We start from the raw sequence: 26,780 nt of genomic DNA on the forward strand, positions 1-26,780 counted from the left end.
CGTCGGATTTGGGCCTGATGCAAGGCGAAAAGCGCGCCGCTTAGTGGACTAAGCAAGCGGTTTTTAACACCGCAGCAGGCCCAAATCCGGCGAAACCCTCCGGGCCGGGTCGATTTTTGGGGCATGGCGTCGTTAGGGTTCGTTTATTTAGCTCGCTAAACCGCACGCACCCTGCCTCGCCCTGCCCCAAAACTCGGCCCGGCGCGACCGGAAACAAAACGTCAACAGAGCCTAATTGGCTGCGAACCGCATTGCCTGGCGAGCCATCGGGCTTGGCTGATCAGCAACGCGGTATTCAGGAGGATGGTTTGACGAGCCGCCGTAGTAGAAAGGTTCGGGCAGGCTGCGAGGGGGATTTAGCCGTTCATGACTCGTGTGCCGGGCCCGGTCGTCGTCAATCCAACAGGCTTGGTTGAAGGGATTTCGAAACATTCTGGTTTCCTGGCATCGCGAAGAAAGCAGGGAGAGTCGGTGTCCTGCGTCTTCAAAACTTCAGCACAGCCCTGGTGAGTACTATGAAAACAATGCAATACGCGGTTACCCGAAATATTTTCCGTTGTCTGGTAGGGGTGCTTTTCCTTGCAACGGGCGCTGCTCTGGCGGCACCTGCCAACAACAGTATGGAAACCATCAATCTTGCTGGCCGGCAGCGGATGCTGACGCAGCGCATCGTTAAAAACTACACCCAACGTGGCCTGGGGGTGTTGGCAGAGCAGGCCGAGCGGCAAACGCAGGATTCGGTCAGCCAGTTCGAGACCGCGCTAACGACTTTGCAGCAACGTGCTGCCAATATGCCGTCGATCCACCCCACGCTTGCCACGATCAATAGTGACTGGTCACGCCTCAAACAGATACTGGCCCAGAAGCCGGGTAAAGAGTCCGCCCAGAGCCTGGATCAACAGGCAGAGAAACTGCTCAACGCCAGCAACGCCCTCACTCAGGCGTTTCAGGAGCAAAGCGGGGTTGATGTCGGCCGTTGGGTGAATACTGCTGGCCGCACCCGCATGCTGGCGTTGCGGTTGGCCAAGTTCCAGTTATTGCGCCAATACGGTTTGGGCACAGCGGCCAGCCGGGATCTGGCCGAGCAGACCCGGAATGAGCTGACCGGGGCTTTGGCGACACTATCCCAGGCACCGGTCAATACCGCTGCCATCCGCCAGGAACTTGGCCTGGCATCGACCCAGTGGCAATTCTTTGAGCAGGCTTTGAGCCGCGCCGATAGCGATCCGACGCAAATCGCTACAACCAGTGAGCGGATTGTTGAGGTGATGGATCAGATCACCCAGCGTTACATGGCGTTGTCGAAATAGGTAACTGCCCCATTGCCGGCTGCGTAGGGGGTTATGGCGCTGCAAGGCTTGTTCTGCCTCAAATCCCTTGCGGGTGCGACCGAAAAATGCGCCAGCAGCGCCTATAGTGTGGGATGGGTAGCACGCCGAGGAGATGAGCATGAGCACAGGTTTGCAACAGGCTGTCGCAATCAATGAATCGATCAAGGATGTGCGCGGACATTGCCGTCAGATCAGTCTGATGGGACTGAACGCACTGATCCTGGCGCAGGGCGTGGGTCAGGATGCCAAGGGCTTTGCTGTCATGGCGAACGAAGTCCGCCAGCTCAGCATTCGCCTGGGCAAACAGATGGATTTGTTGCACCACCTGTCGATTACGATGCTCAAGCTCGATTCGATCACCTCGCGTGGCGAGCGGCGGCGGATGGTCTTCGACCGGACCGCCCAGCTGCGGGCCACTGGCAATTACCTCGACAAACTGCAAGCGCGGCTGCAACAGGCGGGTGCGGCTGCCCAGAAAGAAGCCGTGCGCCTGCGCAGCGAACTGGGTAGCACGCTCGATACGGCCTTGCAGGCTGCGATGTACGGGATTGCCATCGCCAGACAGGCACGCATCGAATCTGCTTACTCCCACTCGCATGCTGCTCAGCTTGGAGCGGTGTCGGATGATTTCCGGCGTGAAATCGACGCCATTCTGCCTCGCCTTGATGAACTGCAAAAAATGCTGGAGCACAAGACATGAAGAAAGCCCATACCCTGTTCAGCGAAGGGCAACACCGTTGGTTGGCCATTTCGCGAGACCCGGAACGGCCGAATCATCTGATCGACACCAATGAATACGTAATTGTTTACGGCGAAGAAGCTGGCCTGACCGACCCTGGCGGGGTCGAAATTTTCCCTGCCGTATTCGGGGCCATTTGCGAAGCCATTGACCCCAATGCCATTCGTTGGCTGTTCTCATCGCACCAGGACCCGGACGTGATCTCGTCACTGGCCCTGTGGCTGGAGTTCAATCCGGCTTTGCGTTGCCACATCAGCGGTTTGTGGAAGACCTTCATCCCGCACTTCGGAGGGGACGAAAACACGCTGGTGGCAATACCGGACGAGGGCACCAGCATCGCACTGGGCGGGCTTGATCTGCAGGCGATCCCGGCGCACTACCTGCACTCTTCGGGCAACTTCCACCTATACGACCGCAAGGCACGCATCCTGTTTTCGGGCGATGTGGGTGCGGCGCTGTTGCCGCCGGAATCCAGCGATTTATACGTTACCAATTTCGACAAGCACATCCGCTTCGCCGAGGGCTTTCATCGGCGCTGGATGGGCTCGAACTCTGCCAAACGCGATTGGTGTGAACGCGCGGCTGCCCTCGAAATCGACATGCTGTGTCCGCAACACGGCGCCATCTACCAAGGGGATGACGTGATGCGGTTTATCAACTGGTTCGACGCGCTGAAGGTCGGCATCGTCTGATCCGTTTCAAGACCTGCTCGGCGCAGACCGCGCCCGATCAGGTTCTCACCCCGTCTGCGGATACTTCGGAATGGTGCCTTGGCGCCAGGCGGTCGTACCCGCAGAACAACTCCCTTTGCAGGAAATACCATGCCCGTCGTAGTCAACGGTGTCGAACTGACCGATGCCGATATGGAAAGAGAGCTGCCGAATCATCAGGACCAGGCAGATCCGGTAAAAAGTGCGATGACAGCGCTGGTGCTGCAGCGCGTATTGCTCGACGAAGCCCGTCAACAGGGCATCGACGCGGCGGACGAGCAGGCGGCTATCGAAACCCTGCTGGACCGCATGCTCAAGGTGCCTGAACCACAGATTGAAGAGTGCCAGCGCTATTACGACACCCATCCCGAACACTTCACGGTTGGCGAACTGGCCGAAGCCAGCCATATCCTGTTTCAGGTGACTGAGCGTGTTGATCTGGAAGCGTTGCGCGGCAGGGCTGAATCGGTGCTGGCGCAACTGCTGGCAGAGCCGACGCGCTTCGCCGAGTTCGCCAAAGAGTGCTCGAATTGCCCATCGGCAGAAGTCGGTGGCAATCTCGGACAGCTGGGGCGCGGCCAGACCGTTCCCGAATTTGAGCAGGCACTGTTCAAAGCCGAGGCGGGCAGCATCGTTCCCCGTCTGATCGAAACCCGCTTTGGCCTGCATATCCTGCAGCTTGGGCGCAAGGCAGCTGGCCAGCTGTTGCCTTTCAATCAAGTCCAAACCGGCATCGCCAATGCTTTGCGAGCCGCGAGTGAAGACCGGGCTTTGCGGCAATATCTGCAATTATTGGTAGGAAAAGCCCAGATCAGCGGCATCGATCTGGCCGGGGCTGACAGCCCGCTGGTGCAATAAGGTGCGCTGGCCTCGACCGGCTTTGCGGTGGTCGTCAGCCCACGTACGCCAGCTGCCGGCTGCGCTGCTGCTTGCAGGATGTGTGATAACACTGACCGCCTGGATTGCGGCCAGCTTCCCCGGCAACCCCCTGTTGCCATCACTTGGCGCTTCCGCCGTACTGGTGGCGGCCCTGCCTGACAGCCCCTTGGCCCGACCCTGGGCCGTGCTGGGGGGCAGCCTGCTATCTCTGCTGGTGTCCTATCTGCTGGTCCGGCTCTTGGCTGGGCACTGGCTGGCTGCGCCGCTGGCCGTGATGGCCTCATTGGCCGTCATGCTGCTATTTCGCTGCCTGCATCCGCCGGGCGGGGCCGTCGCGCTACTGACGGTGCTCGGCATCAGCCATGGCAACTTTCACAGCCTGCCGCAGTTACTCTGGGCCATGTTGCCAGGGTTGCTGATTCTGCTGATCATCCGCCAACTCTGGCGACGCCAGCCGGCTGCTCCCCCGTCCCCCCATGCCACTCAGGACCCGTTACCGAGCCAGCGTAGCAGCCCAAGTGCCGAAGACTGGCGCCAGACCCTGCGTCGCCATGCCACCATCGTTGATGCCTCACCAGACCAGCTGCAACAGCTCTATCGCGAGCTGGGCCAGCACCTGCTGCAACAACGCACCCAGGCCCTGCGGCTGGCCGACATCATGTCGCGCAATCTGGTGACGCTTGCACCGTCCGACCTGGCCGAGACAGCCTGGCGACTGCTACGTAGCCATAAAGTCAAACTCCTGCCCGTCGTGCAGGACGAACGTTTGATTGGCGTCCTGTCGATGGTGGATATTCTTAAGCGCATCGACGCCACCCATTCTCTTGAACGGCTGTTGCAGCAATCGGTTTCCACCTTCATGCAAACCGAAGTACGCACACAACCTCCCGAGCTGGCCGTCGCCAGCATCGTCCCTCTGCTCTCGGACGAAGGCATGCACCACCTGCCCATCGTCGATCACAGCGGCAGGCTCGTCGGCATGGTCACCCAATCTGACCTGATCGCTGCCTTGTCCCAACTCGTTCAAACGCCGTCATCCCAGTGAATTCGCCGCACATTGCAGCAATCGGGACGGCGGCATGGATGTTGTAGGTGTTTGAAGTGGAAGGGTAATGTCAATGCACTTTTCCACAACACCCAAGCTTAAAATTGTCTGACATTTTTGCAATGTGCATAAGCAAACACTAAAATACTGACCCTCATTCAGGGAGTTAGTATGGCATCAGCAATCAGTAAATTCGCAAAAACAGCAATTCTGACCACTTTGCCGGCAGTGGCGTTGGCAGATTCAAAGAGTGGTGGTTCGACAGGCGGAAAGCCGTCTGAACCCGTTGTGCTCGACAAAGTAAGTTCCTATATCTCTGGCACCATTTCATTACCCGCTGAGCTTAAAAATCAATCGCTCAACCTTTACCTCAATCCTACCCAATGGCAAGGCGGTGATCGTCCAGACAGCCCCCGTTGCGAAATCGGGTCTGGGGGAGTGTATAGCTGTAGCCTGGGCACAGTTTCAAATATGAATGCCTATGATATTTCGATTACCTATTCAGGTAAGAGAAAAGGTAGTTTGGATAGGCGTTACAAATTAGCGCAGACGGTGGTCAATCTGGCCTCGTTGAGCATTTCGCCTGGCAATAATGGGGCACGTAATTATACGGGTAATTTATCTATTTCAAAGGAAGGGTTTACCTTTTCTGATGTCATTGAATGCGCTGAAAAAATAGCAGGGCCGGCATTCGATTATAATATTATTGGCCACTATAGCGGCAGCGATTATTCCAAGGCGTCATATGCAGGCTCCTGGGAGGCATTTCCCGCCGAAGGTGGGCGTGATGCCATGTTTCGAGCCAAATACCTTTCGGGTTGGGAGCTGGCAGTATTTTGGCCAGGACCAACGCATTCTCTGGGAACTGTAAAATACCGCACCCCGGACTCAGCAAAATCGGCTTGGACAGAAACAGGTTCTACCAGCTCAAAATCGGGCAGTCAGAAAAAGGAAGACCTCTCTGCCGGATGGTATATGCTGGGCAATATCGATGATCTGATGAATAGCTACTGCAAATAATCAGACAGAGGAAAGCATGATTTTGTCTGCAGAGGCTGCATATGGCCAGGCGGTTGAATGGGTGAAAGCAGGACAGCTTGAAATGGCAGGAGCCTATTTTCGCCAGGCTGCCGAGAAAGACCCGCAATCTATCAAATATTGTTTTGATCACGGTGTCTGGGCGGAAAAAACCGGCCGATTGCCTGAAGCAGAGATGGCATTCAGACAGGTGCTGAGACTGCAGTCTTTTCACCTTGGCGCTGCCGTGAATCTGACGGGATTGCTGCTACAAGTTCGCCGTGTCAGCGAGGCATTGGATGTCTTGATGTCCTTGCCAAAAGACATCCTGCAATCTAGCCACAAACTGCTTAACAATTTGGGCTTGGCGCTGCTGCAGTCGGGTAATGTCGAGCAGGCCAATGATTGTTTTGAGCAAGCGTGGAACATGCAGCCGCTTGATCAGGATATTGGCATCAGCGTGTGCCAGGGCTTGATGATGGCGGGTCGTTTTACCGAGGCGGCTCAGCATGCCAAGCAGTTGGGGCAACGCCATCTGCAGTCCGCCAAGGTGCAGAAAGCTTGTGCCAAGCTGTTTCAGGAGCTGGACTTTGCAGCAGAAGCCCGCCAGTGCTGGCAGGCTGCTTTGGCACTCAACCCTGATGATCCGGAGCTGCGACGGGGCTTGGCCGGTGTGGCGGCAGGGGTGGATCAGCTCCTGATTGGGCGCCGCGTCTTACTCAGGCCGTTCTGCTCGGGCAGGGCCGACTTTATCCGTGCGGCATTCAATAATCGCGATTTTACCAAGCGGCTGGGCCGAACTTGGTCGGCACCGGGCGATCTGGCGGCTTTGCAGGCGCAAATCGAAAATGCTGCAAAAGTGCCTTTGCCGAAGCGTTCAACGCTGGAATGGGTGCTGGAAGATGTCACGACGCAAGCGCCGCTCGGGGTGGTCGTTCTGACTGATATTGTCTGGTCGGGCAGCCGTGCTGAATTTACGCTCGGTTTATTGAATCCAGGTAAATCGCTGAGCGGGGTGGCACTGGAAGCTGCCTTGTTGTGTCTGGATCTGGCTTTTAATCAGCTGCATCTGCGCAAATTGATTGCTTATGTCTACGGCGATAATCCCAAAGCTTTGCAGAATGTGCAGGCATTAGGTTTTACGCAGGAAGGTTTTCTCAAAGACCAGATTTTTGATGAAGCAGATGGTAATTGGCTGTCACTGCATTACACGGCGATGCTTGAGTCTGAATTCAGATCGAATAAGCGCTTGTCTGTTTTAAGTCAACATCTGCTGGGTCGAGACATTACCCTACCTCAAAACTAGCGTTATCAGATTTATATTGTAATTAGGCAAGTATATCCATGACTTTCTGGGTATGTTTGCTTGTCAGGAGATTGTTGTGCGTTTGAAGTTTGATCAGATTAAAAAAGTAGCTGTATTAAGTGCCATTCCCTCTATTGCTTTAGCGCAATCAAAGAGCTCAGGAGAGCCTGCAATTCCTGTTGGTCCGGCAATGCCGGAACTTGAGGTTTCCAGATTGACGGGGTTGATTACACTGCCCGACTCGAATAGTTATGATACCTTTTCCCTGGCGGTGAGCCAGTGGAAAACACCGACGAAAGCCCCGGATGAAATTGCCTGCAAAATTACCCCGGCAGGAAACAAATACCCGGCGGGTAAGTTTATCTATACCTGCGAGCTTGGCAGTACGATAAATTTAAACCAATACAAGCTGAAAAGCGATTCTTTTACCGTGGGTGGATGGCAATTCAAAGAGTCTGGGTATTCGATTAAGCAGGATGTTATTGATTTATCAACGCTGCCTAGTGAACTGGTTTCTGATTATTATTACGGGTCGAAGAAACGCGAATACAAGCTTGATTTGACCGTATCGAAATCGGGATTCAGTTTTGAGGATAAGGTTCAGGCAGTTATCGCGTGCGCCGAAAAATTACTACCGGATGCATTGCAAGTAAATGTTACGTCGCAAGGGCGTGTTGAACATGTAAAAGGATCGGCCTGGATAGAAAGTACTTACCGATATGTCGATTACGAGTTCTCTCGCGCTGTCTATCAATCCGGTTGGCAATTTGCAGTGGGGGCGCCAAAGCCCGGTACCGTGTACTTCCGTACCCCAGAATCCGCCAAGGCTGCACGCTATGGTGATCGTTATTATTCTGAGTCGATTCTGCATGGCTGGTATCCGCTTGGTAGCTTGGAAGAGGTAAACAATAAGTACTGCAAGTCCTGGTAAATAGCAGTTGATATAGCCAAAACAAAACGGCGACCTGAAAAGGTCGCCGTTTTGTTTTGGTGGAGGGGAAGAAGGCCGATTCGGTTTGAATCGGCCTTCTTGGCGTTTACGCAGCCAAACGATTGCGAATTTCGCGCATGGCGGCCGATAGCATGGCGAGGTCAGGCGTTGCAGCTTTCAGCTCCTCGAACATGCGGCCGCAATGCTCGAGCGCTTGCTCGCGGGCGGAGAGCCAGGCGCCGACGCGGTCGGCGGTGCTGCCGCCGGCCTCCATCGCCAGCACCCGATCAGTCAGCGAGGCGTGATCGCGGTACAGCTCGTCTCGGAACGCCATGCGGGCCAGGGTTTGCCAGCGGTTGTCGCGAGGCAGGCCGTCGATCATGCTGCGCAGCCAATCCAGCTGCAGTGCCTGCTCCAGCTTGAAGTGGACTGCCGCGACATCGGCCACGTCCAGCTTGCGCTCACGGGCTATACGGGCAACATCCAGCAGGGCCAGCAAGGCGTCAAGGTGAACCACACGCGCTGCCAGCTCATCCGGTACCCCTGCGGCACTTAGCGTGTCGCGCTGCTTGCGGTACTCGGCGTTGTCGGCCAGCCAGCTGCCCAGGCGTGGCAGCAAGGCCGGGATTTCGGCCTTGAGGGTGGCAAGCTTGGCATCGGCGTCGCTGTCGGCCAGCGATAGGCGCAGCACCCAGCGGGTCACGCGCTCGATGTGTTTGCGCAGCTCCAGCATCATGGTGTATTGGGTGTCGGTGCTGACCTGGTTGTCGAGTGCTTCCAGCGCTGCCCACAACTCGCCGGCCTGCATCAGTTCGCTGGCTTGGTGCCAGGCGCGCACGATGTCAGCCGGGTCGGTGTTGGTTTCTTCGGCGACCCGGAACACGAAGGTGATGCCCATCCGGTTGATGATCTCGTTGGTCAGCACGGTGGCGACGATCTCGCGGCGCAGACGGTGCTGCGGCAGATTGGCGCGGAAGCGCTCGACCATCGCAGTCGGGAAGTAGGTGGCGAGCACGCTTTCGTCCCAATTGCTGGCATCCGGCAACGAAGAGGCCAGCAGATCGTCGAACAGGACCATCTTGGAGTAGGCGAGCAACACGGCCAGTTCGGGGCTGGTGAGGCCCTGTCCTTGCTTCTGGCGTTCCAGCAGCTGGCTGTCGTTCGGTAGATACTCGATGCGGCGTGACAGCTTGCCGGCCTTTTCGAGCTTCTGCATGAAGCGGGTGTGTACCGGCAGCAACGAGCGGGTCTGCTTGAGTTCGAGACTGAGCGCGGCGGTCTGCAGGTAGTTGTCGCGCAGGACCAGCAGGCCGACTTCGTCGGTCATATCGGCCAGCAACTGGTTCCGTTGCTTCAGCGTCATGTCGCCGGCCTGGACCAGACGACCCAGCAGGATCTTGATGTTGACTTCGTGGTCGGAGCAATCCACACCAGCCGAATTGTCGATGGCGTCGGTACAGACGCGACCGCCGCAGGCCGCGTATTCAACCCGGCCCAATTGGGTAAAGCCCAGGTTGCCGCCTTCTGCCACGACTTTGCAGCGCAGCTCGTTACCGTTTACGCGCAGGGCGTCGTTGCTACGGTCGTTGGCTTCGGCGTGGCTCTGGCTGCTGGCTTTCACATAGGTGCCAATGCCGCCGTTGTAGAGCAGATCGACTGGCGCTTTGAGGATGGCGCGAATCAAGTCGTTCGGGGCCATCGCTTCATCTTCGACGCCCAGTACGGCGCGAATCTGCGGCGATAGCGGAATCGACTTGGCAGAACGGGAGTAAATGCCGCCACCTTCCGAGATCACGTCGCGGTTGTAGTCTTCCCAGCTGGAGCGTGGCAGGGCAAACATGCGCTGACGCTCTTTGAAGGTCAGGGCCGTATCCGGATTCGGGTCGAGGAAAATGTGCAGGTGGTTGAAGGCAGCCACCAGCTTGATCTGGTCGGAATTGAGCATGCCGTTACCGAACACATCGCCCATCAGATCGCCCACGCCGACACAGCTGAACGGCTGGGTCTGGGTGTTATGACCCATTTCGCGGAAGTGGCGCTTCACCGACTCCCAGGCGCCACGGGCCGTGATGCCCATTTTCTTGTGGTCGTAGCCCACGCTGCCGCCCGAGGCAAACGCGTCGTCGAGCCAGAAGCCATATTCCTGCGACACGCCGTTGGCAATGTCCGAGAAGGTTGCGGTGCCCTTGTCGGCTGCTACCACGAGGTATGGATCGTCAGGGTCGCGGCGATGAACGGCTGTGGGCGGAATCAGCTTGCCATCCACCAGATTGTCGGTGAGGTCGAGGAGACCCCGGATAAAGGTCTTGTAGCACTCGATGCCCTCGGCCATATAGGCGTCACGCTCTTTCGGCGGCTGCTTGACCACAAAGCCGCCCTTCGAGCCAACCGGCACGATCACGGTGTTTTTCACCATCTGCGCCTTGACCAGACCCAGCACTTCGGTGCGGAAGTCTTCCTTGCGGTCCGACCAGCGCAGGCCGCCCCGGGCGACCTTGCCGCCACGCAGGTGAATCCCTTCAACGCGGGGCGAGTAGACGAAGATTTCAAACAGCGGCACCGGTTGGGGCATGTTCGGAATCTTGCCGCTTTCAAACTTGAACGACATATACGGCTTGGTCTGACCGTCGGCGCCGGGCTGGAAGTAGTTGGTTCGCAGTGTGGCGCGGATGGTGTGGAAGAAACCGGAGAGGATGCGCTCATCATCCAGGCTGGGCACCTGAGACAACGCTTCCTTGATACGCGCTGCCAGCGGCTCGACTTCATTCATGCGGGATTGGGACAGATCCTGTTGCAGCATGAACAGGGTGACCAGATCGCGGGCGATATCCTGGAAGCGGGCCAGGCAGTCGGAGACCGTTTGCTGGCTGAAGTTGAGACCGATCTGCTTGAGGTATTTGGCGTAGGCACGCAGCAGCGCGACCTCGCGCCAGCCCAGTCCGGCCAGCACGATCAGCCGGTTGAAGCTGTCATTTTCAGCACGGCCTTCGAACGTTGCGGCAAAGCCTTCCTGGAAGTCGTTGCGACGGGCGTCGTCGTCGAGCAGGTTGGCGGCCGGCAGGGAAATGCCGATATCGGTAATCCAGCCGGTACCGCCTTCGGCGAATCGCAAGGTATAGGGCTGTTCGTCGATCACGCGCACGCCCATGTTTTCCAGTACCGGCAGGCTGTCGGACAGTGCAATCGGCTTCTCGCGGAAGATCTTCAGGCGGAACTGGGTCGGGTCGGTCAGGCTGGCGCCCGAGAGCTTCATCGTCAGACGACCGGTTTCCAGCGTGGTCTCGACCTTGTCGATGTCGGATACGGCGGTGCGCGGGTCGTAATCAGCGTAGTACGCGGCCGGGAAGCACTTGTGATATTTGGCAAACAGACGGGTGCCGCGCTCTTCGCCCGCATGGCCGAGCAGATTGATCTGCAGTTCGTCCGCCCAACGGCGGGTGGCCTGGGCGATCTGGTTTTCGATTTCAATCGGGTCGTAAGGCTTGAATGGCGCGCCGACGCCCAGGCGGATGATGAAGTGAATCCGCGCCAGAACCGATTCAGACAGCATGACGTTGAATTCGGCCGACACCCCGGCAAAGGCGTCGAGCAGGATCTGCTGCATCTTCACCCGCACGTCGGTGTTGTAGTTGTCACGCGGCGCAAACACGATCACCGACATATAGCGGCGATAAATGTCTTCGCGGATGAACACCCGCACCCGGCTGCGTTCCTGCAGGTTGACGATGCCCAGCGCGATATCTTTGAGCGCGGTTTCGGAGATTTCCAGCAGCTCGTCACGCGGATAGGTGTCGAGCACATTGGCCAGCGTCTTGGCTTTGTGGCTGTTCGGGGTGAAGCGCGAGGCGGTCAGTACGGCTGCAACTTTGTCCCGCAATACCGGAATCTGGCTCGGTGGTGTGTTATGGGCTTTGGCGGTGTACAGACCCAGGAAGCGCCGCTCCCCCACGACATTGCCATCGGCGTCGTAGCGTTTGACGCCTACGCAATCAAGGTAGGCGGAGCGATGGATGGTGGAGCGCGAGTTGGTCTTGGTCAGCAGCAACAGGCGCTGGTCGCGGGCCTGGGCGCGGATTTCGGCCGGCAGGGCGGCGAAACTGACCGAGAACGACTGACGACCCTGACCCCGCAAAATGCCAAGGCCGGAATCCGGCACGATCTGCAGCTGGGTGCCATCCCCATTTTCCGACAGATCGTAGTCGCGGTAGCCCAGGAAGACAAAGTGATCACCCAATAGCCATTCCAGATAGGTCAGCGCTTCGCTCCACTCATGCTGATCGCCAACCGGCTTGCGGCTACGCAGTTCGGACAGCACGCCACTCAAGCGCTCGGACATGGCTGGCCAGTCTTCCACGCAGGCGCGCAGCTCGGTCAGCACCCGGTCCAGTTCTTCATGCACCTTGGCCAGCGTCTCCTGATCGGTGACGCGGTCGATTTCAATGTGCATCCACGATTCGGCTGGCGCCCCTTCAATGCCTTGCTTGGTCAGCGTGCCGGATTCGTCGCGCAGCACGGTGATAACCGGGTGGACGATCAGATGGATGCTATAACCCAGCTTGGTCAGCGCCAGGCTGATCGAATCGACCAGAAACGGCATGTCATCGTTGACGATGGACACCACGGTGTGGGTGGTCTGCCAGCTGTGGTCATCGAATGTCGGGTTGTAGACGCGTACCAGCGCCTGGCCATGCTGGCGCTTGTGGGCCAGTTTGAGATGGGCGAGGGCGGCGCCACTCCAGTCGCGGGCATCGCGGCTGGCGAGGTCGCAGGCGTCAACGTCGGCAAAGAAGTGGTTGAGGAAGGCACTGAGGCCGGCCTGCGTTTCACCCTGCTCCGGGACGAGGCGGGTGATCTCGGCAAGCAGACTGGCGTGAGTGGGTTGCATGATGTTTGTTCTCCTTGTGTTGCCTTGGGCAGGGAAACAACCGTCATCCTGGCCGGAGTACTGCCGCCCGGCTGACGGCTGTTTCCGTTCCGGGGTGTCTGTTATCGCCACTGGGCGTAGCAGGCAGCCCCGGTTGGACCGGCGCCTGGCCGCTGCGTGATGGGGCTGCAGCAAACGGCGCCGGTGTCAAAATTCATGACGCGCCGCCTGGCCGGCTGTCGGACGTTCGATGCGCGGGAGGAAATCGCGGGCGGAGTGGCCTGGTTTCACCTGCTTTCTCGTTGCATAGGTCTGCTATGCGCCACAAAAGCCAATAAAACGGGTCGAGCCCCCGCATGTTTCCACCTTCGCGCCTGAAAAGTCCGATAGCTCGCCATGTGGCGGCACCTCGGGTTTTCGTAGCCAATTCGGCACGACACTACGTTATAGAAGCAGTTTGGACTTCAGCACGGCAGCGAGCGCACGAGAGTAGAAAAGCATGATCCCGGATGGAGATTTCGCCGATATTGCCGGCGGGGAAAACCGGGGTCGGACGCCATGCGGTCCCGTTTGAAATGGCGGCGCTGCTGGGCATAAGAAAACGTAGTCGGCCGGATTGTGTTCGTTCACCTTTTTGGGGCGAATTAGGGAAAACGCGGGGCGAATCTTACGCCTGGTCTGGCTTTTGGGCGAATTTGCGCGCCCCAAATCGGTGCTGCGCTGCCGCAAATTGGTGCACGGCAGGCTGAGTAAAAACCCAATTTTTCTTAGCGCGACAAAAACTTAGGGTGAAACCAGCTTGGCTTGACGGTCTGGCGGATCTTGGTGGCTGTGCTTGGGAAATTTCTGGCCGCCGGACGAAAAAAAGCGTCGGATTGCGCGATGAGGCGGGGTTGATTAACGCGATGGGCAGGGCCTGATGCCGTCGAAAACTCGCCATCAACAGCACCTGGGGCTGGTCAACAGGCGCGAGCTTGCGGAGAATCTGCGGTTTCTTCCAGTTTGCAAACTGCTTCAGGTTCTGTTGGCGAAGTGCTTTCCGGCTGTATCAGGCGGGTTGCCTGGTCTTTGATGTCGTCGCAGGATTGGCAGGCCGAAGTAGCGCCAACAAAACCCGGGATCGCAAGGCTCGATCAATTATGCAACGCTACCAACACCCTCTCAGCGCCCCGGCACCTGGCTGCCAGCGGCTTGTTACCAGCTTTCATTACGGACCTGCCGGCGGCACCAAGGTCTACCTCCAGTCCAGTCTGCATGCCGATGAGCTGCCCGGTATGCTGGTGCTGCATCACCTCAAGCCGTTGCTGGCCCAGGCCGAGGCTGCCGGGCGCATGCTGGGGGAAGTGGTGCTGGTGCCGGTGTGCAATCCTATCGGGCTGGATCAGACGGTGCTGCACGCCCAGCTCGGTCGGTTTGATCTTGCCACCGCCCATAATTTCAATCGAGGCTACCCTGATTTTGCCAGTGTGATTGGCGATGACATTGCAGATCAGCTGGGGTCGGATGTGGCTGCCAATACCCGCATCATCCGCGCCGCCCAGGCTCGGATCGTGCAGGCTTTGCCGCAGACCAGCGAGCTGGAGTCGTTACGCAAGGTGCTGCTGGGGCTTGCGCATGACGCCGATGTGGTGCTGGACCTGCATTGTGATGCGGAAGCCGTTCTGCATCTTTATACCGAAGAGCCTTATTGGCCCCAGGCGGAACCGCTGGCCCGCTATCTGGGTTCGCAGGCGCAGCTGTTGGCGCGGGGCAGCGGCGGAAATTCCTTCGATGAATCGTGCAGCCAGCTCTGGTGGAAATTGCAGGAGCGCTTTGCCGGGCGATTCCCGATTGCATTGGCCTGCCTGTCGGCGACGGTTGAGCTGCGTGGGCAGGCGACTGTGGATCACGCCACGGCGATGGTCGATGCGGCGAATCTGTTTGCCTATCTGCAGCATCTGGGCGTCATCGCAGGTCAACCGCCGGCCCAGCCACCGCTGTTGCAGCCGCCAACCCCATTGGCTGGCTCTGAAACATTGCATGCCCCGATGGCCGGCGTGCTGGTGTTTCTGCGTGAGGTGGGCGACTTTATTCAAGCCGGTGAGGTCGTGTTTGAAATCATCGACCCGACGCTCGACCGGGTGCAGCAGATCCAGGCTTCAATCAATGGGGTGCTGTTTGCACGGGAAAGCCGGCGTTATGCCACACCGGGCATGGACATCTGCAAGATTGCCGGTAAGGTGGCGTTTCGCACCGGCAACCTTCTGGGGGCCTGAGAGCCAGCCACCTTTAACAGCGCCCTACGCCAGACAGAAAGGCAGAGAGTGTTCGAGCACCCCGATTTACATGCACTGCAGACCATCAACCTGTTACTGCTGCCCGGCTTTGATTATTTCGAGCCCGGCTTGTTGGTCAGCGGGGTAGACGAGCTGAACCGGGCGGCAGAGTGCCGGCTCTACGAGGTTCGCCTGCTGTCGATGGATGGCGAGGCAGTGGAATCGCGCCAGGGCCGATCATTGCTGGTGGATGGCCGCTTCGAACCTGAGAATCCGGTCTGGTTGCTACTGGTGCTGGCCGCTTCCTTGCCCCGGCAGATTGCGGGCGGCGACCCGGTGGTCGCGGCATTGGCACGCTATGGATTACACCAGACCCTGGTTGGCGCGAGCCATAGTGGGGTTTTCTGGCTGGCGCAGGCGGGGTTGCTGGAAGGGTGTCGGGCCACCGTCCACTGGTCGCAGCTCGAAACGCTCAGCGAGCGGTTTCCGGGTCTGATCGCGACCTCGAACCTGTTCGAAATTGATCGCGATCGCGCAACCTGCGGCGGCGGGATGGCGGCACTGGATATGCTGCTGGCCCTGGCTGGACGGCAACTGAGCGTTGAAGTGACGTCGATGGTGGCCGAAGCGATGCTGCTCGATCGCATCCGTGGGCGGGAAGACCGACAGCGCATCCCGCTGCGTAATCGGATCGGCGCCAGCCAGCCCAAGCTGGTGCAGGCGGTCATGCTGATGGAAGCCAATCTGGAAGAACCGCTGACTACTGACGAGATTGCCCAGCATGTCTGTCTGTCTCGTCGTCAGCTGGAGCGTCTGTTCAAACAGCATCTTGGGCAGGTGCCTTCCCAGTACTACCTCGAATTACGGCTCAATCGTGCCCGCCAGATGTTGCGACAAACCAGTAAATCGATTATTCAGATTGGTTTGTCGTGTGGTTTCTCTTCGGGACCGCATTTTTCCAGTGCTTATCGCAACCATTTCAAGGTAACGCCACGGGAAGACCGGCATACCCAGCAACCTGGGGGGAATCCCGGCCCGGAGTCCTGACTGCCGGATGGCTGGGATCACTGGTTTCGATGGGACACCCGCAGCGCGGTGTGGCAATGCTGTATCTGGTGCCGTCCTGGCACCGTACTCAGACTGCAGGCAGCGGCTTGGCGCCGCAAGGCGTGTAAGTCGATGTCGCAATCCGGCAATCATGCCGTGACGGCAATCTCTAGAATCTTCCGCAATGCTGCCCTGTCAGGCTGTCTGATGCCGATGGGCGGCCCAACTGAATCTGAAAGGAATGCAAATGACGCAGGTACAACGCTCCGACTTCGACCGGCTGATGGTGCCCAGCTATGCCCCCGCTGAGTGGGTACCGGTGCGAGGCGAGGGTTCCCGCGTGTGGGATCAGGCCGGCAAGGAATACATCGACTTTGCCGGGGGGATCGCCGTAAACGGGCTGGGTCATGCCCACCCCAAGCTGGTCGCTGCCTTGACTGAGCAGGCTGGCAAGCTCTGGCATGTGTCCAATTCCCTGACCAACGAACCCGCGCTGAAACTGGCTGCCCAGCTGGTGGAGTCTACATTTGCCGAGCGTGTGTTCTTTACCAACTCTGGTGCTGAAGCCAACGAAGCCGCCTTCAAACTGGCGCGTCGTTGGGCCATCGATAACTATGGCGCCGACAAGGTGGAGATCATCTCGTTCAACAACTCCTTTCATGGCCGTACCCTGTTCACCGTCAGCGTTGGCGGTCAGGCCAAGTACAGCGATGGTTTCGGCCCCAAGCCGGGCGGAATCACCCACCTCGAATTCAATAACCTTGATGCGCTGGCCCGCCAGATTTCCGATCGCACCTGTGCCGTGGTGCTGGAGCCGATTCAAGGCGAGGGCGGGGTGTTGCCGGTAGACAAGGCTTTCCTGCAAGGTGTGCGCGAGCTGTGCAACAAGCACAATGCCCTGCTGATTTTTGATGAAGTACAAAGCGGCGTTGGCCGTAGTGGCTCGCTCTATGCCTATATGGAATACGGGATCGAGCCGGACATCCTGTCTACGGCCAAGGCGTTGGGTGGCGGCTTCCCGATTGGTGCGATGCTGACTACCGAACGCATCGCCAAGCACTTTGCTGTGGGCGTTCATGGCAGCACCTATGGCGGTAACCCACTGGCTTGCGCGGTGGCTGGCGCAGTACTCGATATCATCAACACCCCGGAAACCCTCAATGGCGTCAAGGCCAAGCACGAGCGTTTCGTGAAAGGGTTGGAGGCTATCAATGCCCGTCATGGCGTTTTCAGCCTGGTGCGTGGCATGGGTTTGCTGATTGGAGCGGTGCTGGGCAACGACTTCAAGGACCGTGCCAAAGACTTCATGACCGTCGGCGCCCGGCATGGCGTGATGGTGCTGCAAGCTGGCCCGAACGTGGTGCGTCTGGCGCCGTCGCTGATCATCCCCGATGCGGATATCGACGAAGGTCTGGCCCGCTTTGAGCGGGCGATTGCCGAAATCGTCGGCAAATAAGCCTTCCTCCCACAATCCGGGCCTTGTCGTGATGCGGCAAGGCCCATTCTTTCTGGTCTCCCATGTTGCTATTCCGCCCCAGCCGATTTTCCGACCTGCCTGCGGTTGAACGCATCGCAGCCTTGAGCCCGATTGGCGTGACATCGTTGCCGGCCAACCGCGATACGCTTTATCGCAAGATTCAGGCATCCGTCGATTCTTTGGGGGCGGACGTCAGTTTCCATGGAGAAGAAAGCTATTTCTTCGTGCTGGAAGATACCAGTAAGGGAGAGATCGTCGGGGTATCCGGCATTGTGGCGTCGGCCGGGTTCAACGAGCCGTTTTACAGCTACCGCAACGAAACCATCATTCATGCCTCGCCTGGGCTTGGCATCCACAACAAGATTCACGCGTTGTCGTTGTGTCATGACCTGACCGGCAATACGCTACTGGCGTCGTTTTTCATTCTGAAGCCCTACCAGTTCACGCAGTATTCCGACTTGCTGTCGCGTGCCCGCTTCCTGTTCATTGCCAATTTTCCGGAGCGCTTTGCCGAGAGCGTGGTCTCTGAAATGGTTGGTGTTTCCGATGCCAATGGTCATTCGCCGTTCTGGGATAGTGTCGGTCGTCGCTTCTTTGGCATGGATTATCAGGAAGCAGAGCTTTACTGCGGTGTGAAGGGGCGCAAGTTCATTTCTGAATTGATGCCTCAGCATCCCATCTACGTCCCTTTGCTGTCGGATGCGGCCCAGGCGGCGATTGGTCAGGTCAGCCCCGATTCGGCAGTGCCGTTTGACGTGCTGTTGCGGGAAGGCTTCGAAACCGAGAATTACGTGGATATTTTCGATGGCGGGCCAACCGTGCATGCCCGAACCCAGAATATTCACTCGATATTGCAGTCGCGGCTGGTGTCAGCCCATCGTGGTCATCAGCGACCCGGCACCCCCCATCTTATTGCCAATTGCCGCTGCGAATTCCGTGCCACCGTAGCTGAGCTGACCTTGCCGCGCGGCGACGACATCACGCTTGATCCGAAACTGGCGGATGCGCTGGAAATCGCCGATGGCGACCACGTTCGCATCGTGCCTTTGTGAGAGGCGGCAGGCGTCTTCCGGCGCTGCCCAAATACTCCCCCGAATGTACCGTTGAACAGGATGTAGACAGGGTGCCCCGGCGCCCGTTGACTCAAACAGACGAGGATTTCCATGCTAGTACGTTCGATTCGCAGCGATGACCTCGAAGCGCTGCTGCAACTTGCACGCAGCACCGGTGTTGGCGTTACCACCCTCCCGGCCAATGAAGACCGGCTGCGGCGCCGCATTGATGCCTCTCTGGCTTCAGCGCTGGCGGCCCCGAAGCCGGAAAACTCCAGCTTCGTGTTCGTACTGGAAGATCCGGGCAAGGAAGTCGTCGGTATTTGCGGCATTGAAGGTGCAGTGGGCTTATCCGAGCCTTGGTACAACTATCGCGTCGGCCTGTCTGTCCACGCCTCGCGTGAGCTGGCGATTTACCGGCAGCTGCAAACCTTGTTTCTGACCAACGATCTGACCGGTTCGGCTGAGTTGTGCTCGCTATTTTTGCGGCCGGATTTTCGTCACAGCAACAACGGCAGCCTGTTGTCGAAAAGTCGCTTTCTGTTTCTGGCCGAGTTTCCCGAGCGTTTTTCGCCGCGGGTTATCGCTGAAATGCGCGGCGTTTCGGATGAGAATGGTCGATCCCCCTTCTGGGAAGGGTTGGGGCGCCACTTTTTCAAGATGGATTTTTCCGAAGCGGACTACCTGACCGGTATCGGCCAAAAGTCATTTATTGCCGAGCTGATGCCGCAACACCCGGTTTACACCTCCTTTCTGACAGACGAGGCGCAGGCGGTGATCGGGCAAGTTCACGAGAATACCCGGCCGGCGCTCGCCATGCTCAATGGCGAGGGCCTGCGTTACAACGGCTATGTCGATATTTTCGATGCCGGCCCAACGCTGGAGTGCGCGCTGGTGGACATCCGCGCCGTGCGTGATAGTCACTGCTACGCGGTGGAGCCAGTACAGGCAGCCAAGGGCGACAAGCTTTATCTGATCAGCAATCGGCGGCTGGATGATTTTCGCGTCTGTCTGGCGACGACTGCGCCAACCGGCGGCGGCCTGCCGCTATTGCCGGAGATCCTGCGTCAGCTGGATCTGAAACCCGGCGATAGCGTTCGGGCAGTGCCGCTGTCATCCCGTGAGCGCGCTGGCGATATCACCATTTGAGGAGACTGATGATGACTCACTTTATCAACGGCGCATGGGTGGCCGGCGAGGGCGTGCCCTTTGCCTCGCGTAATCCGGTCAGCCAGACCGAAGTCTGGGGCGGTAAGGCCGCTACTGCGGAGCAGGTGGATGCCGCAGTTCGTGCCGGCCGTGCGGCATTCAAAGCCTGGCGGGCGCTGGGTTTTGCTGGCAGAGAGGCGATTGTCCGTCGCTTTGCCGAGTTGCTGAACGAACACAAGGCAGCCTTGGCTGACGCAATTGGCCAGGAAACCGGCAAGCCTCGCTGGGAAGCGTTGACAGAAGTACAGACCATGGTGGGCAAGATCGACATATCGGTGAAGTCCTACCACGAGCGTACCGGGGAGAAGGAAAGCACCATGGGCGACGCCCAGGCGGTTTTGCGCCACCGTCCCCATGGCGTGGTCGCGGTGTTCGGCCCGTACAACTTTCCTGGCCATCTGCCCAACGGCCATATCGTCCCAGCGCTGCTTGCTGGTAACTGCGTGGTATTCAAGCCGTCCGAACTGGCGCCGATGGTGGCGCACAAGACGGTTGAGCTATGGCAACAGGCAGGCTTGCCCGCCGGGGTGATCAATCTGGTGCAGGGCGCCAAGGAGACAGGCATCGCCCTGGCAGGGCATGCCGGGATTGATGGCCTGTTCTTCACCGGCTCGTCTGGCACCGGGCATGCTCTGCATCAACAGTTTGCCGGCCGTCCCGACAAAATCCTGGCGCTGGAAATGGGTGGCAACAATCCTTTGATCGTGCAGGAGGTGGCGAATCTGGATGCTGCGGTGTTTCAGACCATCCAGTCGGCTTACATCTCGGCGGGACAGCGCTGCACCTGCGCGCGTCGCCTGTTGGTGCCTCTGGGGGGGGAGGGGGATGCCTTCCTGGCAAGGCTGGTCGAGGTGGCCAGTCAACTCAAGGTCGGGCGCTGGGATCACGTAGAACAGCCTTTCATGGGCGCGGTGATTTCTCTGGCGGCAGCCGACCAACTGTTGGCGGCCCAGGCTGCGTTGATCGCCCGTGGTGCTGTGCCCTTGTTGGAAATGCGACGGTTGGAAGCTGGGACGGCTTTGCTGTCGCCAGGGTTGCTGGATGTCAGCGCTGTTGCAGATCTGGCGGACGAGGAACATTTCGGCCCGCTGCTGAAAGTCCAGCGCTATCGCAGTTTTGATGAGGCTATCGAACTGGCCAATGCCACCCGCTATGGACTTGCAGCCGGGCTGCTGAGCGACCGGCGTGAATTGTATGACCAGTTCTGGCAAGAGAGTCGGGCTGGGATCGTCAACTGGAACAAGCAGCTGACAGGGGCTTCCAGCGCGGCGCCGTTCGGTGGGGTGGGAGCCAGTGGCAATCACCGTGCCAGCGCGTATTACGCAGCAGACTACTGCAGCTACCCGGTTGCCGGGCTCGAAACGCCGACACTGGCGACGCCTGCCACCTTGCCAATTGGCATGAAGATGTAATCTCAACAACACTTGGCCACGCCTACGTAACACCTTTGTCGCAAGGACACTGCAATGAATGCATTTGAAGCCAATTTTGATGGTTTGGTTGGCCCTACTCATAACTACGCCGGTTTGTCGTATGGCAATGTGGCGTCTACCGGCAACCAGAATGTGGCCTCGAACCCGCGAGAGGCTGCCCGGCAGGGTCTGGCCAAGATGAAGGCGTTGCATGATCTGGGCTTCAAGCAAGGTGTGCTGGCCCCCCATGAGCGGCCTGATGTGGCCGCGCTGCGCCAGCTGGGCTTTTCTGGCGGCGATGGTGAGGTCGTGGCCAAGGCGGCCCGGCAGGCACCGGCCATCCTTGCCGCATGCTCATCTGCCTCGCCGATGTGGACGGCCAATGCGGCAACGGTATCGCCGGCCGCCGATACGGCCGACGGCCGCGTACATTTCACCCCTGCCAATTTAAACAACAAGTTCCATCGCTCAATCGAACATGCCACTACTGGGCGGATCTTGCGAGCGATGTTTCCAGATGAGCGCCACTTTGCGCATCACCCCGCTTTGCCGGCGCAAATGCACTTCGGTGATGAAGGTGCGGCCAACCATACCCGCTTCTGCCAGGAATATGACCAGCCAGGCGTCGAGTTCTTCGTGTTTGGTCAAGCTGCGTTCGATACCCGCTATCCACGACCGGCTAAATTTCCAGCGCGCCAGACGCTTGAGGCCAGCGAGGCGATTGCCCGCTTGCACGGCTTGAGTCCCGAGCGCGTGGTGTTTGCCCAGCAAGATCCCGATACGATTGATCAAGGCGTTTTCCACAACGATGTGATCTCGGTCGGCAACCGCAATGTGCTGTTTCATCACCAGCAGTCATTTGTTGATCAGGCGCGGGTATTGGGCGAGCTGTCGGCTAAGCTCGCAGCGTTGGGGACGGAGTTCGTTGCGGTGCAGGTGCCCGAAGAGGCCGTGTCTGTGGAGGAGGCGGTCAAGTCCTACCTTTTCAATAGTCAGCTGCTTTCAAAGCCCGACGGCAAGTTATTGATCGTGGTGCCCGAGGAATGCCACACCACGCCACGGGTTTGGGCTTATCTGCAGCAACTATTGCAAAGCGGCGGCCCGATTGATGAAGTGCGGGTATTTGACCTCAAGCAGTCGATGCGTAACGGCGGTGGCCCAGCTTGCCTGCGCCTGCGGGTTGCGCTGAATCAGTCCGAACTGGCGGCGGTGAATCCGGCTGTCATGATGTCCGATGCGCTGTTTGCCACGCTCAATGGCTGGGTGGACAAGCATTATCGTGATCGACTGAGCACCGAAGATCTTGGCGACCCTCGCCTGCTGGATGAATGCCGGACAGCACTCGACGAACTGACGCAGATCTTGCGGCTGGGTTCGGTTTACCCGTTCCAGCTGGCGGTTTGAAGCGGATTGTCGGGGATTGGCTAGATTTACATAAAGAGGTGCCTCGCTTGGCGTCGACTGCCGTTTTGCTGTGGCTACGGTGAATCTCCGCAGGCGTCAACAGAGCCTGGGCCCGGACGGCTACAGCCAACTGTAAGCTTGTTGTAAAATTGCGCAAAATCGTAGATTTACACTACGAACTCCCGGGCGGGTGTCTGGTTGTTCTGGTCGGAATGCCCGCCGGATCGGCCAACCCGCCCGTTGCTTATTCTGCTTGCGAGATTACAGATGACAGATCAATCGAATGAGTTTCTTGCCCAGGTTCTCGATGGCAAGACGGGGATCCAGCTACCGTATTGCCTGGCCAATGGTTCCCATGTGCAGATACTTGATGAGGGGGTGATCGAGTTCCAACCCCGCATTGCCAGTGATCGCCAGCTGGATCTGGTCGTTTCATGTGGTATCCACGGCAATGAAACTGCACCTGTTGAGCTGGTCAATCAGATCGTCAACGAAGTTCTGGCGGGCGAACATCGGCTGCGGGCACGCATCTTGTTCATCTTTGGCAACGTCGAGGCCATGCGGCGTGGCGAGCGTTATGTTGATGACGACATGAACCGCTTGTTCTGCCGTCAGTATCAGAATGCCGATGACAGTGTGGAGGCCCGACGTGCCGCGATGCTGGAAATGCATGTGATGCGGTTTTTCGCCCGACACGGTGACGATGGCTCAGTGCCTCGTCTGCATTACGATCTGCATACCGCCATTCGTGGCTCGGTGTTCGAGAAATTTGCCATCTATCCCTATCCCCACGAACAGGCGTTCAAGGCCGCCGAAATTTCACGCCTGGGCGCGGCGGGTGTCAGCACCGTGCTGCTGCAGTCTCGGCCGTCGCCGACTTTTTCCTACTTCACCAGTCGCTATTGCCGCGCGGATGCCTTTACGCTGGAGCTTGGCAAGGCGCGACCCTTTGGTCAGAACCAGGCAGTCAACCTGGATGCGCTGGGGCAGGTCTTAAGAAGCTTGTTGTGCGGTGAGATCAGTACTGGTGAATTTGTGCCTGAAGCCCACCAGCTGTTCCGCGTGTCGCGTGAAATCATCAAGCATTCCGATAAATTCAGGCTGCACCTCGAAGATAAAGTCGAAAACTTTACGCCGATGGAGGTGGGGTTTCTGGCGGCCGAAGATGGTGAAGTGCTTTACCGCATTGATGAGGAAGGCGCACGGATTGTTTTCCCGAACCCCAAAGTAAAGAATGGCTTACGTGCCGGCATCGTGGTGGTGCCCACCCGCCTTTGATTGGGCGATAAGAAATATTTCGGCATCCAGTCAAGATAAGTGTTGACATGTCGGTAATGGTTACCTAGAATGCGCATCTCTCAACGACGTCCCCATCGTCTAGAGGCCTAGGACATCGCCCTTTCACGGCGGTAACCGGGGTTCGAATCCCCGTGGGGACGCCAGCATTCCAACGCCTGCTACTGCAAAGTAGCAGGCGTTTTGCTTTGTGGCTGGCGAATTGGCTTCCTTGCTGCAGGCCGGTGTGACTGGTACTTCCCTCTTAAATTGCGTTAACAATCCCCGCATTCTGCAGGCTTGACCCAAAGCAAGGCCGCGCCCAGATGACGCCGCTAGCATTGGCGGTCATGAAATCCGCTCAATCTTCTCAATTTCCTATACCTCAACTGGTTGCACCGGCTGGCAGCCTGCTGGCGCTCAAGACCGCAATCGACAAAGGCGCTGATGCCGTCTACCTCGGGCTTCGCAATGCGACGAATGCCAGGAATTTTGGCGGGCTTAACTTCAGCGAAGATGAAATCGCGCAGGGTGTGGCTTACGCTCGCAGTCGTGGGCGAGAGGTGCTGTTTGCCATCAATACCTATCCACAGGCCGCAAGGGCGCAGGAATGGCGTGCGGCGGTAGATGCCGCCGTGCGGCTTGGCGCCAGTGCCATCATCCTTGCCGATCCTGGCTTGATGGCCTACGCCAGGCAGCGCTATCCCGACGTGCGCCTGCACCTGTCGGTGCAAGGCTCTGCCACAACGGTAGACGCGATCGAATTGATGCGCGAGCAGTTTGGCATTCGACGAGCGGTGCTTCCCCGTGTGCTCACGCTGGCGGAGATCGAAAAAATCGTGAAGCAGACTGAAGTGGAAATCGAAGTCTTTGGTTTTGGCAGCTTGTGCGTGATGGCGGAAGGCCGGTGCTTGCTGTCGAGCTACGCAACAGGCGACTCGCCCAATAATCGTGGCGTGTGCTCGCCTGCTCATGCAGTGCGTTGGGACGAGCGTGAAGGCACCCTGCAAGCTCGGCTAGGGGGCGTGATGATCGATGCCTACGGTCCGGGAGAGCCTGCCGCCTATCCGACATTGTGCAAGGGTCGCTTTGAAGTGGAAGGCGAGATTGACTATGTGCTGGAAGAACCAACCAGCCTGAACGCCATCAGCCTGTTGCCGCGCCTGCAGGCCATGGGAATTGCAGCGATCAAGATTGAGGGGCGTCAGCGCAGCCCGAATTATGTTGGCCAGGTTGTCGCCACCCTGAGGGCGGCGCTGGATGCTGCTAATCGTGACCCCTCGCGTTACCAGCCCCGGCAGGAATGGCAGGTCATGCTGTCCCGACATGCGGAGGGCGCCCAGGTGACGCAAGGTGCATTTGAGAGGCCGTGGAGATGAACCGTTTTGAGATTTCCCTCGCGCCTCTGGCTTACTACTGGAGCAAGTCGGCTACGCTGGAATTTTATGCTGAAGCCAGCCAGTGGCCGGTTGACATCATTTATCTGGGCGAGGTCGTCTGCGGCCGGCGCCACAATCTTCGACTCGAAGACTGGCTTGGGCTGGCGGCGGATTTGCACGCAACGGGCAAGCAGGTGGTGCTATCGACGCAGACGCTGATTGATAGCGAATCGGATCGACGCGGCATGCGCAGATTGATTGAGCGGGCGCTGGCGTCTGGTTTTCTGGTGGAGGCGAATGACCTGAGCGCTGTCAGAGCGCTGTCCGGGCAGAAATTCGTTGCCGGGCCTCACCTGAATGTTTATCACGCCGCCACTCATGACTGGTTGGCCGGTCTGGGCGCGTGCCGGTTCATTCCACCCGTGGAGCTGGCGGCAGACGATCTGGCAGCTTTGCTCAAAACCAGATCCCGGTCGATTCAGACGGAATTACAGGTATGGGGGCGAATGGCACTGGCTTTCTCTGCCCGTTGCTTTACCGCCCGCCATCATCGTTTACGCAAGGATGACTGCGAGTTTCGCTGTGAAGCCCATGCCGAAGGCTTGCTGCTATCGAGCCGGGAAGGGCAGCCATTCTTGAATCTGAACGGCATACAGACCCAGAGTGCCGGTTGCCTGGATCTTGGTCGGCAACTACCGCAACTCGCTGAGCTGGGAGTGACCATTTTGCGGCTGCAGCCGCAGTCTCAAGGCATGGTGCAGATCGTTTCGATTTTTGATGAGGCCAGACGGAGCGGCGCGCCCGCTGCGGTGCCTTCCCACCTGTTTCCGCCCGGTGCGAGCCGCAGCAATGGCTACTGGTTTGGAGAGGCGGGTATGCGCTGGCAAGGAGAGTGCCCATGACCATTCTTGATCTGCGTATCCCGCCTGTGCTGGCGCGCCTGGGCAGTCGCCTGCCGCCGCCGCTGGCTACTTTGCCCCTGCTGGCAGGATTGGATCTGGCGCGGCGCCGACATTGGCTGGAAGCGCCTGCTGCTTTGGATGGCAAGCGCTTCAGGCTGATTGTTGAGGATCTGGGTATTGATGCCCGCTTCTGGTGTGACAAGGGTTATTTCAAGCCTGTGTTTTCCGCAAAGCCTGTAGACCTGACACTGGCAGCGCAGGCGGCTGATTTCGCCAGACTGGCCTTGGGCATCGAAGACGCAGACACACTGTTCTTTCGCCGGCGTATGAAGATAGAGGGCAATACCGAGCTTGGAGTGGCCGTTAAGTACTGGCTGGATGCCAGTGAGCGCCCGCCTTGGTTACAGGCGTTGGCGAAGCAGTTCTAGGCGTTGTTGATGTCTTGTTTCCGGTCGCGCCGGGCCGAGTTTTGGGGCAGGGCGAGGCAGGGTGAGAGTAGTTTAGCGAGCTAAATAAGCGAACCCTAACGACGCCATGCCCCAAAAA

Annotated in this window: 20 protein-coding genes and 1 tRNA gene; 20 read left to right on the forward strand and 1 reads right to left on the reverse strand. The window is 58.4% G+C overall.

Annotated elements, in window-relative coordinates; translation table 11 throughout:
- Positions 1–515 precede the first annotated feature (515 nt).
- The 8 genes from PZA18_RS21635 to PZA18_RS21670 all read left to right on the forward strand — a co-directional run bounded on the left by PZA18_RS21635 (position 516) and on the right by PZA18_RS21670 (position 7,958).
- Positions 516–1,310 carry a type IV pili methyl-accepting chemotaxis transducer N-terminal domain-containing protein gene (locus tag PZA18_RS21635; protein ID WP_284102972.1) on the forward strand — a complete coding sequence of 265 codons (795 nt, stop codon included), beginning with the start codon at positions 516–518 and terminating at the stop codon, positions 1,308–1,310.
- A 139-nt stretch (positions 1,311–1,449) separates the two neighbouring features.
- On the forward strand, positions 1,450–2,031 hold the full coding sequence (locus PZA18_RS21640; protein WP_284102973.1) for a hypothetical protein: 582 nt from the start codon (positions 1,450–1,452) through the stop codon (positions 2,029–2,031).
- The gene (locus PZA18_RS21645; RefSeq protein WP_284102974.1) at positions 2,028–2,762 is read left to right on the forward strand and encodes an oxygen-binding di-iron domain-containing protein; all 735 of its coding nucleotides are present in this window, start codon (positions 2,028–2,030) and stop codon (positions 2,760–2,762) included. Before PZA18_RS21640 ends, PZA18_RS21645 begins: the two co-directional genes overlap by 4 nt.
- Positions 2,763–2,891: 129 nt before the next feature.
- Positions 2,892–3,638, forward strand: a complete 747-nt coding sequence (locus PZA18_RS21650) for a peptidylprolyl isomerase (RefSeq protein WP_284102975.1) — start codon at positions 2,892–2,894, stop codon at positions 3,636–3,638.
- A gap of 1 nt (position 3,639) precedes the next feature.
- Positions 3,640–4,704 carry an HPP family protein gene (locus PZA18_RS21655; protein WP_456238579.1) on the forward strand — a complete coding sequence of 355 codons (1,065 nt, stop codon included), beginning with the start codon at positions 3,640–3,642 and terminating at the stop codon, positions 4,702–4,704.
- Between the two features lie 171 nt (positions 4,705–4,875).
- Complete coding sequence (locus PZA18_RS21660) at positions 4,876–5,724, forward strand: hypothetical protein (protein ID WP_284102977.1); 849 nt, start codon at positions 4,876–4,878, stop codon at positions 5,722–5,724.
- A gap of 16 nt (positions 5,725–5,740) precedes the next feature.
- A complete protein-coding gene (locus PZA18_RS21665; RefSeq protein WP_284102978.1) occupies positions 5,741–7,027 on the forward strand; it encodes a GNAT family N-acetyltransferase in 1,287 nt (428 codons plus the stop codon).
- 76 nt (positions 7,028–7,103) lie between these two features.
- Positions 7,104–7,958: a hypothetical protein gene (locus PZA18_RS21670; protein ID WP_284102979.1), complete on the forward strand. Its 855-nt coding sequence runs from the start codon at positions 7,104–7,106 to the stop codon at positions 7,956–7,958.
- Positions 7,959–8,064: 106 nt separating this feature from the next.
- On the opposite strand, the gene PZA18_RS21675 is transcribed toward PZA18_RS21670, so the two are convergent.
- The gene (locus PZA18_RS21675; protein ID WP_284102980.1) at positions 8,065–12,843 is read right to left on the reverse strand and encodes an NAD-glutamate dehydrogenase; all 4,779 of its coding nucleotides are present in this window, start codon (positions 12,841–12,843) and stop codon (positions 8,065–8,067) included.
- 1,118 nt (positions 12,844–13,961) lie between these two features.
- Here PZA18_RS21675 and PZA18_RS21680 point away from each other — a divergent pair.
- From PZA18_RS21680 to ubiT, 12 genes are all read left to right on the forward strand, one after another.
- Positions 13,962–15,077, forward strand: coding sequence for a succinylglutamate desuccinylase/aspartoacylase family protein (locus PZA18_RS21680; RefSeq protein ID WP_284102981.1), 1,116 nt, complete (start codon positions 13,962–13,964; stop codon positions 15,075–15,077).
- Positions 15,078–15,125: 48 nt separating this feature from the next.
- Positions 15,126–16,124, forward strand: coding sequence for a GlxA family transcriptional regulator (locus tag PZA18_RS21685; RefSeq protein ID WP_284102982.1), 999 nt, complete (start codon positions 15,126–15,128; stop codon positions 16,122–16,124).
- Positions 16,125–16,371: 247 nt separating this feature from the next.
- Positions 16,372–17,580: an aspartate aminotransferase family protein gene (locus PZA18_RS21690; RefSeq protein WP_284102983.1), complete on the forward strand. Its 1,209-nt coding sequence runs from the start codon at positions 16,372–16,374 to the stop codon at positions 17,578–17,580.
- Between the two features lie 62 nt (positions 17,581–17,642).
- Positions 17,643–18,653, forward strand: a complete 1,011-nt coding sequence (locus PZA18_RS21695) for an arginine N-succinyltransferase (protein ID WP_284102984.1) — start codon at positions 17,643–17,645, stop codon at positions 18,651–18,653.
- 111 nt (positions 18,654–18,764) lie between these two features.
- Complete coding sequence (gene astA, locus PZA18_RS21700) at positions 18,765–19,802, forward strand: arginine N-succinyltransferase (RefSeq protein WP_284102985.1); 1,038 nt, start codon at positions 18,765–18,767, stop codon at positions 19,800–19,802.
- Between the two features lie 8 nt (positions 19,803–19,810).
- Positions 19,811–21,274 carry a succinylglutamate-semialdehyde dehydrogenase gene (astD, locus tag PZA18_RS21705; protein WP_284102986.1) on the forward strand — a complete coding sequence of 488 codons (1,464 nt, stop codon included), beginning with the start codon at positions 19,811–19,813 and terminating at the stop codon, positions 21,272–21,274.
- Between the two features lie 54 nt (positions 21,275–21,328).
- Positions 21,329–22,678: an N-succinylarginine dihydrolase gene (gene astB, locus PZA18_RS21710; RefSeq protein ID WP_284102987.1), complete on the forward strand. Its 1,350-nt coding sequence runs from the start codon at positions 21,329–21,331 to the stop codon at positions 22,676–22,678.
- A gap of 267 nt (positions 22,679–22,945) precedes the next feature.
- The gene (gene astE / locus PZA18_RS21715; RefSeq protein WP_284102988.1) at positions 22,946–23,956 is read left to right on the forward strand and encodes a succinylglutamate desuccinylase; all 1,011 of its coding nucleotides are present in this window, start codon (positions 22,946–22,948) and stop codon (positions 23,954–23,956) included.
- 88 nt (positions 23,957–24,044) lie between these two features.
- Positions 24,045–24,120 (forward strand) — tRNA-Glu (locus tag PZA18_RS21720).
- A 183-nt stretch (positions 24,121–24,303) separates the two neighbouring features.
- The gene (gene ubiU / locus PZA18_RS21725) at positions 24,304–25,332 is read left to right on the forward strand and encodes a ubiquinone anaerobic biosynthesis protein UbiU (RefSeq protein WP_308447443.1); all 1,029 of its coding nucleotides are present in this window, start codon (positions 24,304–24,306) and stop codon (positions 25,330–25,332) included.
- Complete coding sequence (locus PZA18_RS21730; protein WP_284102990.1) at positions 25,329–26,234, forward strand: U32 family peptidase; 906 nt, start codon at positions 25,329–25,331, stop codon at positions 26,232–26,234. The genes ubiU and PZA18_RS21730 overlap by 4 nt, the downstream gene beginning before the upstream one ends.
- Positions 26,231–26,662, forward strand: coding sequence for a ubiquinone anaerobic biosynthesis accessory factor UbiT (gene ubiT / locus PZA18_RS21735; RefSeq protein WP_284102991.1), 432 nt, complete (start codon positions 26,231–26,233; stop codon positions 26,660–26,662). Before PZA18_RS21730 ends, ubiT begins: the two co-directional genes overlap by 4 nt.
- The last annotated feature ends 118 nt before the right edge of the window (positions 26,663–26,780 follow it).

Origin of the sequence: Parachitinimonas caeni (assembly GCF_030129945.1) — a bacterium.
Classification (GTDB): domain Bacteria; phylum Pseudomonadota; class Gammaproteobacteria; order Burkholderiales; family Chitinimonadaceae; genus Parachitinimonas; species Parachitinimonas caeni.